Genomic DNA, 15,536 nt, shown 5'->3' on the forward strand with positions numbered 1-15,536 from the left:
GGTCGGAGAGGATGAGAGACAATGATCGTTTTGCTCGCCGTGGTGTTCGCCGGAATCGCCGCTCGGCTGTGGAGCAGCCGCAGAGAACCCGCCGACCGGCTCCGCCGTGTGCGGCGCTCACCCCCTCCGGTCAGGTTCCCGGAGATGTCGCGGGAGGCCGAGGCGTCCGCGTTCTCCCTGTCCGCGGGGGTGGTCCGCGATCCCTCCGCGCGCGTGGTCCGCGACGCGCCGGCGCGCATGTTTCGCGATGCCTCCGCGAGCACGGCTCGCGGCACAGCCGGGAGGAGGGGCCACGATGTGTTCGGGGGACCGGCCTGTGGGCCGGTGGGGCGACGGCGGCCGGGGCGGGGTGAGGTCGCGGCCGCCGTCGCTCCCGGGCTGGCGGCGTTCCTGGCCGTGGGAGGTCTGGCGGGGGCGGTCGCGGGCGTCGCCGGTTTCGGGATCGCGCTGGTGGTCCTGCGAAGGCGGGAGCCCCCCGAGCTGCGCGGGGAACGCCGGAGGGTGACGGCGGATCTGCCACTGGCGGCCGATCTCATGGTCGCCTGCCTGCGCGCCGGCCAGCCGATCACCGGAGCCATCGACGTGACGGTGGAGGCGATCGGCGGGCCGCTGGGCGAGCGGCTGGCCCGGGTGAGTGGCCGGCTGAGACTGGGAGCGGCGCCGGAGAGCGCCTGGCAGGCCCTGGACTCCGAACGCTCGCTCGCCCCTCTGGCTCGGGCCATGAGCCGGGCCGCGCTGAGCGGCGCACCGGTGGCCGATGTCCTCATCAGGCTGTCCGACGACTCCCGCCGCGCCGCTCGCGCCGCGTCGTCGGCAGCCGCCCAGCGGGTGGGGGTCCAGGTCGTCGCCCCCCTGGGATTGTGTTTTCTCCCCGCCTTCGTCTTTTTGGGAATCATCCCCGTCGTGGCCGGTCTCGCCGGTGAGGTGCTGCTTCCCTGAGTTATCCACAGAGTTTTCCCCGACAGGCCAGGGTTATCCACAGGAAAACGATGATCCCTGTGGACAGAGCTCTTGAAATTTCCCCATCTGGCCCCTGAAACGGCTCTCCTCGTTCGAAGAGGTCCGTTTCGTGCTTTTTTGGCGACATTCTCTGCTGCTGGCCTGTGGACAACCCGAGGTTCTTCCACAGAATGCAGTTCGAGTCAACGAGGCCGCAGGCGTATGGAGAACCCTGGCGTCACCGGCCGGACGGTGGGTCCGGCGGAGATCTCCAGGAGGAGCAGATGACTCGAACCAGTGCCGTTCACGCGCGGCGTGACTGGTCGCGGTGGCCGCGTGCCCGGTGGGCGCTGCTGACCGCCGGCGCGCACCGTGACCGAGGCATGTCCACGGCCGAGTACGCGGTCGGAACGATCGCCGCCTGCGCTTTCGCCGCCCTCCTCTTCAAGGTGGTGACGAGTTCAGACGTCCAGCAGATGATCACGGCTTTGATCAACCGAGCACTCAACGTGGCCGGATGATCCTCCCGGCGTCGGTGACCTCCTCTCGCCGGTCGAGAGGTTCGGTGACCGCGGAGACGGCCGCTGCGCTACCTGCCCTCATGGTCGTGCTGGGAGCGGGGCTGTGGGCCGTGGCGGCGGTCGAGGCGCGACTGGAGTGTGTGGACGCCGCGCGGGCCGGGGCTCGGGCCGCCTCGCGCGGCGAGCCGCTCGAGCGGGTCAGAGGCGGCGTCCTGTCGATGGTTCCGGCGGGCGCCCTGGTCACGGTGACCCGGAGTGCGGAGACGGTGCGGGTGGAGGTGTCCGTGGACGTCAGGCCTCGCTGGGGCGCCTCGCTCCCGAGCGTGACCGTTCACGCGACCGCCGTGTCCGTCACCGAGCCGGGGCTGGAGCGGTAGGTCGTGGCTCGTGGCCGGGGCCGGGGCCGGGGCTGGAGCGGTGGGCCGGGGCTCGTGGCCGGGTTCGCAGGGGTCACAGCACGGCCGCTTCCGGCCGCTCCCGGCCACGCCCGTGGCGGCGGCGCGCGTCATGCGTCGACCAGAACCGTGTGCCGACCGGGAAACCAGGAAACCTGGAAACCGGGCCAGGAGAGAAGGGGAGAGGACGTGTCCGCGGCAAGGCGAGAGGCGGTACGTGGATGAGCGGAGAGAACACGCAGCGAGGGTCGGCGACGATCTGGACGGTCGGGCTCATGGCGCTGGTCTTCGCGGTCGCGGCGGCGGTCGTGTTCGCGGGTGTGGCCAGGGTCGCGCGCCACCGGGCACAGAGCGCCGCCGACCTGAGCGCGCTCGCCGCCGCCCGGCTGGCCTTCGCGGATCCCGGCCGAAGCTGCGCGAGGGCCTCCTCGCTCGCCGCGGACAACGAGGCCAGGGTCACTCGCTGCTCTCTCGGCGACGGCGGCGTCGCGGACATCGAGGTGACCATGGAGGTGTCCCTGCCCCTGAAGGGGCCGGTGGCGATCACCGCCAGGGCGCGTGCGGGCCCCGTGCACATCGCTGACCCCGGCCCTTGACGGCGGTCCGATGAAACCCGGCTGTCACGTTCGCGGCTCGTCCTGGGAGAGCAGGACGGCGAGAAGCCGGAGGGCTCCGGCCTTGTCGAGGGGTTCGTTGCCGTTGCCGCACTTGGGAGACTGGATGCACGACGGGCAGCCGCGTTCGCACTCGCAGGAGGCGATGGCCTCGCGGGTGGCAGTGAGCCAGTCGTGCGCGCGGGCGTAACCACGTTCGGCGAAACCGGCGCCGCCCTCGTGGCCGTCGTAGACGAAGACGGTCAGCAGCCCGGTGTCGGGATGGAGCTCCGTGGAGACACCCCCGATGTCCCAGCGGTCGCAGGTCGCGAAGAGCGGCAGCAGGCCGATGGATGCGTGTTCGGCCGCGTGCGCGGCACCACCGAGGTCCACGCCCTCCTCGGCGAGGGGGACGAGCGCCGAGATGGGCAGCGTCCACCAGACGGCGCGGGTCCGCAGCGTGCGCGGGGGCAGGTCGAGGGGTTCGTCCCCCATGAGCTCGCCGCTCTGGGCTCGGCGCTTGAGATAGGCCACCACCTGGCTCGTCACCTCGACCGCGCCGAAATGGAGCTCTCCCTGCCCGAGGGGGTGCGAGCGAAGGGACTCGATGACCGAGATGTCGGTGACGTCCCTGGCGAAGGTCGTGTAGTCGGGGGTTCCGGCCTCGACCAGCGCGACCCCCGCCTCCAGATCGAGTTCGGCCACCAGGAACGTCTCTCCCTGGTGCACGTAGACGGCGCCGGTGTGCACGGCCGAGTGGGCCGAGGGCTCGTCCACGGTGCCGAGCAGCCGCCCGGTGGACATCTCGACGACGTGAACGGGCGCGGCGCCCGCTCCCCGGATGTCGGCGAGGTCGGTGGCGCGTCTCCTGCTGGTCCAGAACCAGCCCGCGGAACGTTCCCTGAGCAGGCCGTTCCCGACCAGGTCCGCGAGGACCTCCTTGGTGGTCGGGCCGAAGACGTCCAGCTCGTCGTGGGTCAGCGGGATCTCGGCCGCCGCCGCGCACAGATGGGGCCCCAGCACGTACGGGTTGCCGGGGTCGAGCACGATCGACTCCACGGGACGGCCGAACAGGGCCTCCGGATGGTGAACGAGATAGGTGTCCAGGGGGTCGTCCCTGGCGATCAGCACCGCCAGCGCGTCCTGCCCCTCCCGCCCGGCCCGCCCGGCCTGCTGCCAGAGGGAGGCGCGGGTTCCCGGCCACCCCGCGATGAGCACGGCGTCCAGCCCGGAGATGTCGACGCCGAGTTCCAGCGCGTTGGTCGTCGCCAGGCCGAGCAGTTCGCCGGAGCGCAGTGCCCTTTCCAAACCCCTGCGATCTTCGGCCAGGTATCCCGCCCGGTAGGCCGCCACCTTGCCGGACAGGTCCGCGGGCGCCTCCCCGTCGGCGATGAGGTCCTGGAGTCTGGCCCGCGTCGTGAGGGCCACGGTCTCGGCGGCCCGGCGGGAGCGGACGAAGGCCAGGGTCCGCACGTCGGAGGCGACGAGGTCGGCCAGGATGTCCGCGCTCTCGGCGGTCGCCGGGCGGCGGACCGGGGCCCCGCCCTCGCCCCGCAGATCGGTCAGGGGTGGTTCCCACAGCGCGAAGGTGGTAGCACCCCGGGGAGAGGTGTCCGCGGTCACCTCGGCCATCTGGAGGCCTGTCAGGCGCCTCGCGAAGATTCCGGGCTCGCTGGCCGTCGCCGAGGAGAGCAGGAAGGTCGGGCTGGAGCCGTAGCGGGCGCAGATCCGGCGCAGGCGGCGCAGGATCTGCGCGACATGCGAACCGAACACGCCCCGATAGCCGTGGCACTCGTCCACGACGACCATCCGCAGCCGCCGCCAGAAGGGCGACCACTGAGCGTGACGGGGCAGCAGGCCGCGATGGAGCATGTCCGGGTTGGTGAGGACGTAGTTGGCGTGCTTGCGCACCCAGGCCCGCTCCTCGAAGGAGGTGTCGCCGTCATAGGTGGCGGCCCGGAGGCCGGGAGGGTCGAGCTCGCGCAGCGCGCGGAGCTGGTCGGCGGCCAGCGCCTTGCTGGGCGACAGATAGAGGACCGTGCCGCCGTCGAGCGTCGATGAGAGCGCCGGGACCAGGTAAGAAAGGGATTTGCCCGACGCGGTCCCTGTGGAAATGATCACGTTTTGGCCACGGTGGATCAGGTCCGCGGCCTCGGCCTGATGTGGCCACAGGCCAGAAATACCGTGGTTCGCCCAGCGCGTAACCAGCCGCTGGTCGACCCAGTCCGGCCAGCGGGTCTCACCGGCCTGACGTGCGGGAACGCGCTCCACATGGGTGACACGGCCATGACGTGCGGGAACGTCGAGAAGACGGCTGAGGGCGGTGCCCGCGCCGAGGGGCGAGGATGAGGGCGGGGTCACTGGTTTCCAGTCTCACATCTGTGGGCAGAGTCGCCGGGAATCGTGATTTCGTATAGACACTGAGCGTACGCATGGTTGAATGCCGCGCGTCGGGGCTTGTCGTCCGGGGGCCACCCGGTCCCAGGAGGGCACGCCCGAATCGGTACTTTCGCAGGCAAGGCGCTGGAGGATCTGTGGATCTGAAGTTGGACCACCATTCCGAGGACCGTCTCACCATCGTTGAGGTCGAGGGTGAGATCGATGTCTACACCGCGCCCAGATTGCGTGAGCTCCTGATCGACCTGGTCAACAAGGGGAATTTCCACCTGCTCGTCAACATGGAGAAGGTCGACTTCCTTGACTCCACGGGCCTTGGTGTCCTGGTCGGCGGGCTCAAGCGAGTTAGGGCGCACGATGGCTCACTGGAGCTTGTCTGCACCCAGGAGCGCATCTTGAAGATTTTCCGGATCACCGGGCTGACAAAGGTCTTCGGGATCTACGCCTCGGTCGACGAGGCCAAGGAAGCTCACGGTCGAGACAAGTAGTCGTGGCTACCGTCGAGCTGACGTTCAGCGCTCTCCCCGCGCACGTGCGGACGGCACGCCTGGTCGCCACGGCTATCGCCAGGCGCACCGGCGTGCAGGAGTCGCTGCTGGACGAGGTAAGGCTTGCTGTCGGTGAGGCATGCTCGCGGGCCGTGGAGGCACATCGCCTCCACTGTCCGGGAGAGCCGATCCGGATCGAGCTACGTGATGACTTGGGGCGTTTCGAGGTGACGGTCACCGACTCCGCCCCCAGTGATAGTGACGAGCTGGAGCACGATCGCGCCCTTCTCGGGTTCGACGATCCGTTCAGGCAGCTTCCCGATGACCTGATGGCCGGTTTCGGCATCGCGGTCATCGCGGGGCTGGCCGACGACGTTCAGGTCTACCCGAGCCAGAAGGGCATGTGCATTCGCATGAGCTGGCCGGCGGCGACGAACGGAATGTCTCCGGTCTGACAGAGAAGACTTCGGCGACCGGGCGTGTCCACACGGACACGCCCGGTTGTTCGTTGGGGGTCGAGTGGCCCTGGAGGGCGTGGTCCGGGCAGAGGATCCGCCCGATGGCGTCCCCGTGAAGAGGGCGTCCCCGTGAGAGCGCCCGGGCCGTTCGGGGCGGGGATCTCAATTTCGGTCTAAACTTAATTTAGATGTTTCTTGTCTGAAACTAGGGAGAAACAGGGGTGGGCGGGACAGGTGTGACGGGTGAAATGACCTCATAAGCAGGTCGGTCGTCAAGAGGCGCTGGTCGTGTCGCCAAATGGGCGTGGGCGGAGGCTTCATATCCGCGTCCTCGCTGCGTAGACTCCCGGAACCGGCCAAGGTTTATCCTTCGGAGCGGCCCGCACGCGAGCCGCCCTCCGTGGGGGTCTGCAACTGGAAGCGGCACTGCCAACCATCCCGGATGTGCGCCGCTTCAGCCGCCTAACCTCACCGCAGCGCACTCCGGGCAGGACGTGTTCCCGTCTTGCCAAGGAGACTCGGATGTCTGTGCTCCATCTCGCCGCTGCAGAGCCAGCGGTATCCCTGAGTGGTCACCACTTCACCATCGTGATCGTGGTCGCCGCCGTCGCCCTGCTCGCACTCGCCGTCGCCGGCACATTGGTGCGGGAGGTGCTGGCCGCCGACCAAGGCACCGAACGTATGCAGAACATCGCGCGAGCCGTCCAGGAAGGGGCTTCCGCGTACCTTACGCGGCAGTTCCGGACGCTCGCGTTGTTCGTCATTCTGATCCCTTTCCTGCTGTATCTCCTCCCGGCCGAGACGACCAGCGTGAGGATCGGCAGATCGGCTTTCTTCGTCGTCGGCGCGCTGTTCTCCTCGCTGACCGGATTCATCGGCATGTGGCTGGCGGTCCGCGGCAACGTCCGCGTCGCCGCCGCGGCCCGCGCGTCCGGTGAGAAGATCGCCATGCGGATCGCCTTCCGCACCGGCGGCGTGGCCGGAATGATCACTGTTGGCCTCGGCCTCTTCGGCGCGGCCGTGGTGGTGATCATCTATCAGGGCGACGCCCCGGCCGTGCTGGAGGGCTTCGGCTTCGGCGCCGCGCTGCTCGCCATGTTCATGCGAGTCGGCGGAGGCATCTTCACCAAGGCCGCCGACGTCGGCGCCGACCTGGTCGGCAAGGTCGAGCAGGGCATCCCCGAGGACGATCCGCGCAACGCCGCCACCATCGCCGACAACGTCGGCGACAACGTCGGCGACTGCGCGGGCATGGCCGCCGACCTGTTCGAGTCCTACGCGGTCATGCTGGTCGCCAGCCTGATCCTGGGCCGGGTGGCCTTCGGCGTCGAGGGGCTGGTGTTCCCGCTGATCGTGCCCATGATCGGTGTGATCACGGCGATCATCGGCATCTTCGTCACCGCCCCGCGCGCCGGCGACCGCAACGCGATGGCCGCGATCAACCGGGGTTTCTTCATTTCGGCGGCCATCTCGGCGATCCTCGTCGCCGTCGCGGCCTACCTCTACCTGCCGGCCAGCTTCTCCGGGCTGACCAACGTGAGCCCGGAGATCGCCGCGGTCACCTCGGACCCGCGCCTGATCGCGATCGGGGCGGTGCTCATCGGCCTGGTGCTGGCGAGTGCCATTCAGATCCTCACCGGCTACTTCACCGAGACGAACCGCCGTCCGGTGCGGGACATCGGCGAGAGCTCCCGTACGGGTCCCGCCACGGTCATCCTGTCCGGCATCAGCGTCGGCCTGGAGTCGGCGGTCTACTCCGCGCTGATCATCGGAGCCGCCGTCTACGGAGCCTTCCTGCTGGGCTTCGGCAACGTCACCATCGCCCTGTTCGCCGTGGCGCTGGCAGGCACCGGCCTGCTGACCACGGTCGGCGTGATCGTGTCGATGGACACCTTCGGCCCGGTCTCCGACAACGCCCAGGGCATCGCCGAGATGTCCGGTGACGTCGAGGGCGAGGGCGCCCAGGTGCTCACCTCGCTGGACGCCGTCGGCAACACCACCAAGGCCATCACCAAGGGCATCGCGATCGCCACGGCCGTGCTCGCCGCCACCGCGCTGTTCGGCGCGTTCCGCACGGCGGTCGAGACCCAGCTGGCCGGCGCGACCGAGAGCGTGAAGACGGCGCTGGGCTCGTTCAGCTCGTTCACCCTGAGCGTCGACTCCCCGAACGTGCTGGTCGGCCTGATCATCGGCGCCGCGGTGGTGTTCATGTTCTCCGGCCTGGCGATCATGGCGGTCGGCCGCGCGGCCGGGCGGGTGGTCTTCGAGGTGCGCGAGCAGTTCCGCACCAAGCCGGGGATCATGGCGGGGACGGAGCTGCCCGACTACGGCAGGGTCGTCGACATCTGCACCCGCGACTCGCTGCGGGAGCTGGCCACGCCCGGCCTGCTGGCCGTGCTGACCCCGATCGCCGTCGGTTTCGCCCTCGGGTACGCCCCGCTCGGCGCGTTCCTGGCCGGTGCCATCGCGTGCGGCACGCTCATGGCGGTGTTCCTGGCCAACTCCGGTGGTGCCTGGGACAACGCCAAGAAGCTGGTCGAGGACGGTCACCACGGTGGCAAGGGCTCGCCGGCCCACGAGGCCACCATCATCGGTGACACCGTCGGCGACCCGTTCAAGGACACCGCAGGACCGGCGATCAACCCGCTCCTCAAGGTGATGAACCTCGTGGCGCTGCTGATCGCCCCGGCCGTGGTGACCTACGCCGACAACACCGCGCTGCGCATCGGCATCACGGTGCTGGCGGTGGGCATCGTCGTCGCCGCGGTCGTCATCTCCAAGCGTCGTTCGGCGGGCATCGCCCCGACGGAGGAGAACAACTCCGACCGGGAGCCGGAGCAGGTCTCCAGCTGAGCAATGTTTGACGACAATGTTTGACGGAGGGGTGCACGGGCCGCGTGCACCCCTTCGGCGTGTGCGGGCCACCCCGGTGGGAAACTGGCCGGTATGGAACAGCAGCCCTCCGGAGGCAAGACACTCGTCCTCATCCTGCTGGCGATGGTCGCGGTGTTCGCGGTGATCGTGGGTCTGGCCATGTGGGCGTCGCGATGACGGCGCGCACGCTCGTCGTCCTGCGCCACGCCAAGGCGGTTCACACCTCCGGCCTCGCCGATCGCGAGCGTCCTCTCACCGAGGTCGGCGAGCGCGACGCCCTCAAGGTCGGCGCGGCCCTCGCCGGCATGGACCTCACCCCCGACCTGGTGCTCTGCTCGCCGTCGGTACGGACCAGGCAGACCGCCGACCTGGCGCTCCCCGGCGCGGACATCCTGATCGAACCGGCCATATACGAGGCCTACCCCGACGAGCTGCTCACGCTGATCCGGCGGAGCGACCCGGAGGTCGGCACGCTGGTCCTGGTCGGTCACAACCCCGGGGTCCACGAGCTGGTCACGCAGCTCACCGCCGCCGACGGCGACGCCGGGTTCCCGCCCGGCGCGTTCGCCGTCATCGAGGTCGACGGCGAGTGGGCCGGGCTCGACACCGGCCGCGGGATCGCCCGCTGGACCCCCAGGAAGCACTGAGACGGAACCCCCGGAAACACCGGGCCGAGGCCATCGGGAAGCACCGAGACCCGGCGCGGTTCCGGGAGGGGAGCCGCGAGGGGCGCGATCGGGGGTGGCATGCGAGGGCTCACCGGCGCGCTGCGCGCCGACTTCCGGCTCTCCGGTCGTCCGGCCTGGGGCTACGGCCTGCTGTGCGCGCTGGTCATCTGCCTCCCCCTGATGTCCGGTGTCCTCCTCGGTCACCTCCGGGAGGGCGCCTCGGTGGCCCTGGGCGGCTATCTCACGCTCTTCGGCGACACCCCGGGACAGCCGTACGGTGATCGTGTCCGCAGGCTGATCGTCAGCACGACCACGGTCACGCTCGGTGACGGTCTCGGAGCGCTCGTCCAGCCCGGTCCCTGGCCGGTCGCCGTCGTGGTGGTCGGCCTGGTCGCGGCGGCGGGCGTCTACTGGCCGGCGCTGGGCATCCCCGCCGTGCTCTCCGTGACCCTGGCGTACTTCGCGCTCCCCGGCGTGAGCGTGCCGCTCCACATGGGGACCACGGCCGCCGGCGGCCTGCTGGCCGTGCTGCTGGTCGTGGCGGTCTGGCCGGTACGGCGTCTCCGGCCGCTCCACAGGGCCGTGGAGGAGGCCGGTACGGCGCTGGCCGACCTTCTGGCGGCAGGGGGAAGGGCGCCGCTCGCGGACGAGAGCTGGGAGCCGCTGCGCCACCGGGCCGTCACCGCGCTGAAGGACCTGGACAGGGCGCTCTCCCTCTACCGGATCTCCGTGGAGGACGACCGGTCGCCGGATCGGCTCCCGGCCACGCTGAACCGCGTCTTCCAGCAGACGATCGCGCTGCGCGTACTGCGCGCGGCGGCCGTGGAGGCGGGCATCGGGACGGAGTGGGTCCGGGAGCTGGACGAGGCGGTCGAGGCGCTGGCCCGCGCGCTGCGGGAGGCGGTGCTGCTCGGCGGTCCGTCGGAGGTCCCGGAGGCGCTGGCCGCCATCGGGCGGTTCGCCGACCGGGTGGACGAGATCCGCGTGGCCGCCCGCGCGGGCGGCGCCCCGCTGCCCGCGGCCGTGCTGCTGGGGCAGATCCGCCAGGGTGTGGACCGGATCGCGATGGCGGTGCGCTCGGTGGCGCGGCAGGCCGCCGAGAGCGTCGAGACGGGCCCCCGCCTGCCGAGGTTCGTACGGCCCCGCAGGCCGGCGGTGTCGGCCGGCCGACACCCGGTCCGGGTCGGGCTGGCGGTGGTCACGGCCATGACGCTGATGGCGCTGGTCCACGAGCACTACGCGAAGTGGTTCGTGGCGACCGTGGCGGTCAGCCTCCGCCCCGCCTACCGCGACACGGTGGAGCGGGTGCTGCTGAGGGTGCTGGGCACGGCCGTGGGCGCGGTGGCCGCCGCGGTGGTGCTGGCGGTCGCGCCGGGGCACCTGCACCTGACGCTTTTCATCTCCGTCTGCGCGGCGCTGGGCTTCGCGCTGCGCGGGTCCGGTTACGGATACTGGGCGATCTTCTCCACGCCGCTCTCGCTGATGCTGTCCGACTTCTCCCTGCCGCTCGACTGGGGCGCGGCGGTGGCCAGGGTGGGACTCACGGTCGCGGGCGGCGCGCTGGCGCTGCTCTTCGCCCGGCTGCTGTGGCCCAGGGGACACCGGGCCCGGCTGACCGCCGGGATCGCGGAGATGCTCGACAGCCACGCCGTCCTGGTGCGGTCGCTGATCGACCGGGACGCCGCCCAGGTGGACATCCGGGGCTTCGCCGCGGCCGACGCCGCAGGGCGGCTCACCGACTCCCTGGACCTGCTGGACAAGGAACCGGGCGGCAGCGCGCCACGGCGGCTCAGGGAGTCGCTGACGGCGGCCGGACGGCTGCGGGACAACGCGTTCGCGCTGCTGGCGGTGCCGCCGCCCGAGGAGGGGGCGGGACCCACGGTGACGGTCCTCGATCTCGTCGCCGACCGGCTGGAGAAGGTCGCCGAGGCGGTCAGGACGGAGGAGGCCGGGGTGCCGCCCGACGATCTCGACGCCGTGCTCGACGAGTTCGGCGCGCACGTGGACGCGCTGGCCGCCCGCCGCCTGGACGAGCTCGCCGAACTGGCCGATGCCGATCCGCACGAGGACGCGGCCGACAGGATGACCGGCCTGCGCCGGCGCGTCAGGCACGCCGCCGCCGCGCAGCCCGCCCTGCGCGGTCTCGGCGCCGAAGCCGTACGACTGGCCGCTCTCACCACCCCGAGAAGCCGGTAGCCCGCCGCTCCGGGGCGCGAGCGGTTCACCGCTCCGGGGGGCAGGTGGCTCATCGGCCGAGCGGGCCGAGGCGCAGGTGGCCGCGACCGTCCGCGACCGTCCGCGAGCCCGGTACGGTCAGCGGTCGGCGGCGGTGACACCGTCCTCGGCGTCGGCGTCCTCCACCTCGGCGCGGGGAATGCCGAGCAGGTAGAGGATCGAGTCGAGGTAGGGCACGTTGACCGCGGTGTCGGCGGCGCGGCGGACCACCGGCTTGGCGTTGAACGCGATGCCCAGGCCGGCCGCCGCGATCATGTCCAGGTCGTTGGCGCCGTCGCCGATGGCCACCGTCTGGCTGATCGGGATCCCCGCCTCGCGGGCGAAGCGCTCCAGCGCCCGCGCCTTGCCCGGCCGGTCGACGATCTCGCCGACCACCCGCCCGGTCAGCGCGCCGTCGACGACCTCCAGGGTGTTGGCCGCGGAGTAGTCGATCCCGAGGTCCTCCACGAGGGCGTCGGTGAGCTGCGTGAACCCGCCGCTGACGATCGCGAACCGGTAGTCGAGCCGTTTGAGCGTCCGTACCAGCGTCCGGGCGCCGGGAGTCAGCACGAGCTCCCTGCGTACCTTCTCGAAGACCTCCTCCGAGAGGCCCTCGAGCAGCGCGACCCGGCGGCGCAGCGACTCGGCGAAGTCGAGTTCGCCGCGCATCGCCTCCTCGGTGACCCTGGCGACCTCCTCCAGGCAGCCGGCGTGCGCCGCCAGCAGCTCGATCACCTCGGCCTGGATGAGCGTCGAGTCGACGTCCATCACGATCAGCCGCTTGGCCCTGCGGTGCAGGCCGGTCCGCTGCACGGCCACGTCGACCTGCTGGGTGTGCGCCTCGATGGCCAGCTCCGCCCTGAGGGTGTCGGGGTCGGCGCCGGAGAGGGACAGCTCGATGCAGGTCACCGGGTAACTGGACAGGCGCTCGATCCGGTCGATGTTGGCACCGGCCGCGGCGATCCGCCCCGCGATGCCCGCCATGGCGGCGGGCTGCAGCGGCGCGCCGAGCACGGTGACGTTGAGTCGCCCCCTGCGCCGCTTCTCCTTCGGGTCGGAGCCGGTGGACAGCTCCACCTGCAGCCCGAGATCCTCCGCGGTCCGCTCGACGGCGGTCCAGAGGGCACCGAGGGTGCCGCCGGTGCCGGTCGGCGTGTCGCCCGCGTAGGAGACGAGGACGCCGAGGGTGAGCCGGCCGCGGATGACGACCTGCTCCACGTCGGCGACGATGACGGGGAAACCGGCCAGGACCGAGAAGAGGCGTGAGGTCACGCCCGGTCGGTCGGGGCCGTTCAACGTGATCAGGAGCGTGCGCTGGTTCATCGGTTCCTACGGTACTTGGCTCCGGATCGGGCCGTGAATGTGGTTCATCATCCGGACGCCTGGAGTTCGTGGGGCACTCCGGTCCCGTGTCACCTGCGACTGTCTTCATGAACTCATGACGACCCTTCCCATGGAGCCGCGCCTCGCCCGCTACAGCGTCGGGCTGGCCGCCACCGCCGTCGAGATGCGCGAGGCCCAGCGCCTGCGTCACCGGGTCTTCGCCGAGGAGATGGGGGCCAGGCTGGACAGTCCCATCACCGGCCTGGACGTCGATCCGCTCGACGCCTACTGCGACCACCTCCTGGTGAGGTGTGACGACACGGGTGAGGTCGTCGGCACCTACCGGCTGCTCGGCCCCCGCCGGGCCGACCGCCTCTACTCCGACTCCGAGTTCGACCTGGGCGCGCTGGCGGGCATCCGGGGGAACATGGTGGAGGCAGGCCGGGCCTGCGTGCACCCGGGCCACCGGGGTGGCGCGGTGCTCGGGCTGATGTGGGCGGGAATCGCCCGCTACATGGTGGCCGGAGGGTACGGCTGGCTGGCCGGGTGCTGCTCGGTGCCGGTGGCCGACGCCGCCGAGATCATGGAGCGGGTGCCGCTCTCCCCGCCCGGCTACCGCGTCACGCCGCACCGCCCCTGGCGGGCGGATCCGATCTCCGCCGTGCCGTCGCAGTGGGAGGACCCGGTCTCAGCCGTGCCGTCGCAGCGGGAGGAGCCGATCTCCGCCCCCTCGCGGCGCGAGGACGCCTCCGCGTCCGCCACGAGGCCGGGACGGGCGCTGCCGCCGCTGCTGCGCGGGTACATGCGGCTGGGCGCCTGGGTCTGCGGCCCGCCCGCCCACGACCTCGACTTCGGTACGGCCGACTTCTTCGTACTGCTCTCGATGGCCGAGGCGGACCCCCGCTACCTGCGCCACTTCCTGGGAGCCACCTCGTGAACCCGTGGATGCCGACGGCGCCGTGCGGGCCCGCCGGATGTCTCCTCCCGCCGGGATCGAGGGCCGCCGGGCCGCGCAGGGCGCTGCGACTGGCGGCGATCGCACTGGTCGTCCTGGCGGGGACGGTGCTGGCGCTCGCGGCCCGCGGGCTCGGCACGACGGGCAGGATCCGGCTGACGAGCGCCTGGTCCCGGCTGGTACTGCGGGCCGTCGGCGTACGGGTCGAGGTGCGCCGGGGTTTCACGTTCATGGCCGGCTCCGTCTCCCGGCCCCGTCCGGTCGCCGGCGGGCCGTCCGGGGCCGCTCCGCTGATCGTGGCCAACCACGTGTCGTGGCTGGACCCGCTCGTCATGGCGGCGGTCCTGCCGAGCCGCCTGCTCGCCAAGCACGAGATACGGGTGTGGCCGGTGATCGGTCTGCTGGCGGCCGGGGCGGGCGCGCTGTTCATCGACAGGGACCGGCTCTCCGCGCTGCCCGAGGCCGTCGACGGGGTGGCCGCCGCGCTCGCCGACGGTCACCCGGTGGCGGCCTTCCCCGAGGGGACGACCTGGTGCGGACGCGGGATGGGCTCCTTCAGGCCCGCGGTGTTCCAGGCGGCCCTGGACGCCGGGGCCCCGGTCAGGCCGGTGGCGATCAGGTATCTGGAAGGGGAGGACGCCCTGGCCACCGGGCCCGCCTATGTCGGCGACGACCCCCTCTGGGCCTCGATCCGCCGCGTGGTGGCCGTCCGGAGGCTGACGGTGGAGGTGACGATGCTGCCCGCGGTGTGGGGACGTGACCGCAGGGAGCTGGCCTGGGCGGCCGAGTCGTCCGTCGCCTCGGTGCTGGTCGCCGGTGCCGCGCACGGTCTCCCCGTCGCCGCCTGACGGGGAGGCGGGCGCCGGTGGCCACCGACGCCCGGAAACCTCGTCGGCCGGGCCCCTTCCCGGCCGGGGCCCTTTCTGAAGGGCCGGTACGCCGCCTCGGACGGCGTTCGAACGTGGACCGTGCCAGCGGCGCCGGGGGACCGGTCCCCGGAATCGGGGACAAGGAGACAGGGAGACAGGGCTCAGGCCGAGCCCAGGTAGGTGATGACGGCCGCCACCCGGCGATGGGTGTCGGGGCTGTTCTCCAGGGCGAGCTTCATGAAGATCGAGTTGACGTGCTTCTCGATGGCCGAGACCGACAGGTGCAGGGCGCGGGCGATGCCTCCGTTGGACAGGCCGTGCGCCATCTCCCTGAGCACGTCCAGCTCCCTGGGCGTCAGCTCCGCGGGCGGGGGGCCGCCGCGCACCCCGCGCTTGGCCAGCAGGCCCTCCACCACCTTGGGGTCGATCACCGAGCCGCCCCCGGCCACCGACCTGATCGCGCCGAGCAGCTCGTCGATGTCACCGACCCGGTCCTTGAGCAGGTACGCACGGCCCTCGGTGCCGTCCCTGAACAGGTCCAGGGCGAACATCGCGTCGGAGAACTGGGAGAGCACCACGACCCCGATGTCCCGTGAGGTGGCGCGGATGCGGTGCGCCGCGTCGATGCCCTCCATCCCCGGGCGGACGAGATCGGCCGAGCCCGGCATCCGGATGTCGGTGACCACCACGTCGGGGCGCAGTCGCCCGGCGGCGTCGAGCAGCTCGTCCGCGGTGCCCACGGCGGCCACCACCTCGATCTCACCGGAGGTCTCCAGGAGCCTGCGGGTGCCCTCGCGCACCAGGTAGTGGTCCTCGGCCAGGACCACTCTCAGTTCAGCCAT

The 15,536-nt window shown here is 71.4% G+C and carries 14 protein-coding genes; 11 read left to right on the forward strand and 3 right to left on the reverse strand.

Annotated features, from left to right (window positions below; all coding sequences use genetic code 11):
• Positions 1-21: 21 nt before the first annotated feature.
• The 4 genes from ACVCAG_RS13075 (at position 22) to ACVCAG_RS13090 (ending at position 2,451) form a co-directional block, all read left to right on the forward strand.
• Positions 22-939, forward strand: coding sequence for a type II secretion system F family protein (locus ACVCAG_RS13075; protein WP_440083835.1), 918 nt, complete (start codon positions 22-24; stop codon positions 937-939).
• A 284-nt stretch (positions 940-1,223) separates the two neighbouring features.
• The gene (locus tag ACVCAG_RS13080; protein ID WP_440083836.1) at positions 1,224-1,460 is read left to right on the forward strand and encodes a DUF4244 domain-containing protein; all 237 of its coding nucleotides are present in this window, start codon (positions 1,224-1,226) and stop codon (positions 1,458-1,460) included.
• A gap of 44 nt (positions 1,461-1,504) precedes the next feature.
• Positions 1,505-1,837, forward strand: a complete 333-nt coding sequence (locus ACVCAG_RS13085; RefSeq protein WP_440083837.1) for a TadE family type IV pilus minor pilin — start codon at positions 1,505-1,507, stop codon at positions 1,835-1,837.
• Between the two features lie 239 nt (positions 1,838-2,076).
• Positions 2,077-2,451: an Rv3654c family TadE-like protein gene (locus ACVCAG_RS13090; RefSeq protein WP_447189882.1), complete on the forward strand. Its 375-nt coding sequence runs from the start codon at positions 2,077-2,079 to the stop codon at positions 2,449-2,451.
• A gap of 24 nt (positions 2,452-2,475) precedes the next feature.
• On the opposite strand, the gene ACVCAG_RS13095 is transcribed toward ACVCAG_RS13090, so the two are convergent.
• Positions 2,476-4,719, reverse strand: coding sequence for a DEAD/DEAH box helicase (locus tag ACVCAG_RS13095; RefSeq protein WP_447189910.1), 2,244 nt, complete (start codon positions 4,717-4,719; stop codon positions 2,476-2,478).
• Positions 4,720-4,982: 263 nt separating this feature from the next.
• Here ACVCAG_RS13095 and ACVCAG_RS13100 point away from each other — a divergent pair, with 263 nt between their 5' ends.
• The 5 genes from ACVCAG_RS13100 to ACVCAG_RS13120 all read left to right on the forward strand — a co-directional run bounded on the left by ACVCAG_RS13100 (position 4,983) and on the right by ACVCAG_RS13120 (position 11,529).
• Complete coding sequence (locus ACVCAG_RS13100) at positions 4,983-5,333, forward strand: STAS domain-containing protein (RefSeq protein WP_030916965.1); 351 nt, start codon at positions 4,983-4,985, stop codon at positions 5,331-5,333.
• Between the two features lie 2 nt (positions 5,334-5,335).
• Positions 5,336-5,788, forward strand: a complete 453-nt coding sequence (locus ACVCAG_RS13105; RefSeq protein WP_447189883.1) for an ATP-binding protein — start codon at positions 5,336-5,338, stop codon at positions 5,786-5,788.
• Positions 5,789-6,313: 525 nt separating this feature from the next.
• Positions 6,314-8,644 carry a sodium-translocating pyrophosphatase gene (locus tag ACVCAG_RS13110; RefSeq protein WP_440083839.1) on the forward strand — a complete coding sequence of 777 codons (2,331 nt, stop codon included), beginning with the start codon at positions 6,314-6,316 and terminating at the stop codon, positions 8,642-8,644.
• A 194-nt stretch (positions 8,645-8,838) separates the two neighbouring features.
• Positions 8,839-9,312 (forward strand): SixA phosphatase family protein, encoded by a 474-nt coding sequence (locus tag ACVCAG_RS13115; RefSeq protein ID WP_447189884.1) that lies wholly within the window; start codon positions 8,839-8,841, stop codon positions 9,310-9,312.
• A gap of 99 nt (positions 9,313-9,411) precedes the next feature.
• Complete coding sequence (locus ACVCAG_RS13120; RefSeq protein ID WP_447189885.1) at positions 9,412-11,529, forward strand: FUSC family protein; 2,118 nt, start codon at positions 9,412-9,414, stop codon at positions 11,527-11,529.
• Between the two features lie 117 nt (positions 11,530-11,646).
• On the opposite strand, the gene serB is transcribed toward ACVCAG_RS13120, so the two are convergent.
• Complete coding sequence (gene serB / locus ACVCAG_RS13125; protein WP_440083843.1) at positions 11,647-12,870, reverse strand: phosphoserine phosphatase SerB; 1,224 nt, start codon at positions 12,868-12,870, stop codon at positions 11,647-11,649.
• A gap of 115 nt (positions 12,871-12,985) precedes the next feature.
• Between serB and ACVCAG_RS13130 the strand changes: the two genes are divergently transcribed.
• Positions 12,986-13,807 (forward strand): GNAT family N-acyltransferase, encoded by an 822-nt coding sequence (locus ACVCAG_RS13130; RefSeq protein WP_440083844.1) that lies wholly within the window; start codon positions 12,986-12,988, stop codon positions 13,805-13,807.
• The gene (locus ACVCAG_RS13135; RefSeq protein ID WP_440083845.1) at positions 13,804-14,673 is read left to right on the forward strand and encodes a 1-acyl-sn-glycerol-3-phosphate acyltransferase; all 870 of its coding nucleotides are present in this window, start codon (positions 13,804-13,806) and stop codon (positions 14,671-14,673) included. Before ACVCAG_RS13130 ends, ACVCAG_RS13135 begins: the two co-directional genes overlap by 4 nt.
• Positions 14,674-14,855: 182 nt before the next feature.
• On the opposite strand, the gene ACVCAG_RS13140 is transcribed toward ACVCAG_RS13135, so the two are convergent.
• A complete protein-coding gene (locus ACVCAG_RS13140) occupies positions 14,856-15,536 on the reverse strand; it encodes a response regulator transcription factor (protein WP_362689997.1) in 681 nt (226 codons plus the stop codon).

The sequence above is a fragment of the Streptosporangium sp. G12 genome, from assembly GCF_052983175.1.

What these genes read in the sequence shown, in the direction of transcription:
- ACVCAG_RS13075 (WP_440083835.1), top strand. Translation starts at nt 22, where the DNA reads ATGATCGTTTTGCTCGCCGTGGTGTTCGCCGGAATCGCCGCTCGGCTG.
- ACVCAG_RS13080 (WP_440083836.1), top strand. Translation starts at nt 1,224, where the DNA reads ATGACTCGAACCAGTGCCGTTCACGCGCGGCGTGACTGGTCGCGGTGG.
- ACVCAG_RS13090 (WP_447189882.1), top strand. Translation starts at nt 2,077, where the DNA reads ATGAGCGGAGAGAACACGCAGCGAGGGTCGGCGACGATCTGGACGGTC.
- ACVCAG_RS13110 (WP_440083839.1), top strand. Translation starts at nt 6,314, where the DNA reads ATGTCTGTGCTCCATCTCGCCGCTGCAGAGCCAGCGGTATCCCTGAGT.
- ACVCAG_RS13115 (WP_447189884.1), top strand. Translation starts at nt 8,839, where the DNA reads ATGACGGCGCGCACGCTCGTCGTCCTGCGCCACGCCAAGGCGGTTCAC.
- ACVCAG_RS13120 (WP_447189885.1), top strand. Translation starts at nt 9,412, where the DNA reads ATGCGAGGGCTCACCGGCGCGCTGCGCGCCGACTTCCGGCTCTCCGGT.
- serB (WP_440083843.1), bottom strand. Translation starts at nt 12,870, where the DNA reads ATGAACCAGCGCACGCTCCTGATCACGTTGAACGGCCCCGACCGACCG.
- ACVCAG_RS13130 (WP_440083844.1), top strand. Translation starts at nt 12,986, where the DNA reads ATGACGACCCTTCCCATGGAGCCGCGCCTCGCCCGCTACAGCGTCGGG.
- ACVCAG_RS13140 (WP_362689997.1), bottom strand. Translation starts at nt 15,536, where the DNA reads ATGGCTGAACTGAGAGTGGTCCTGGCCGAGGACCACTACCTGGTGCGC.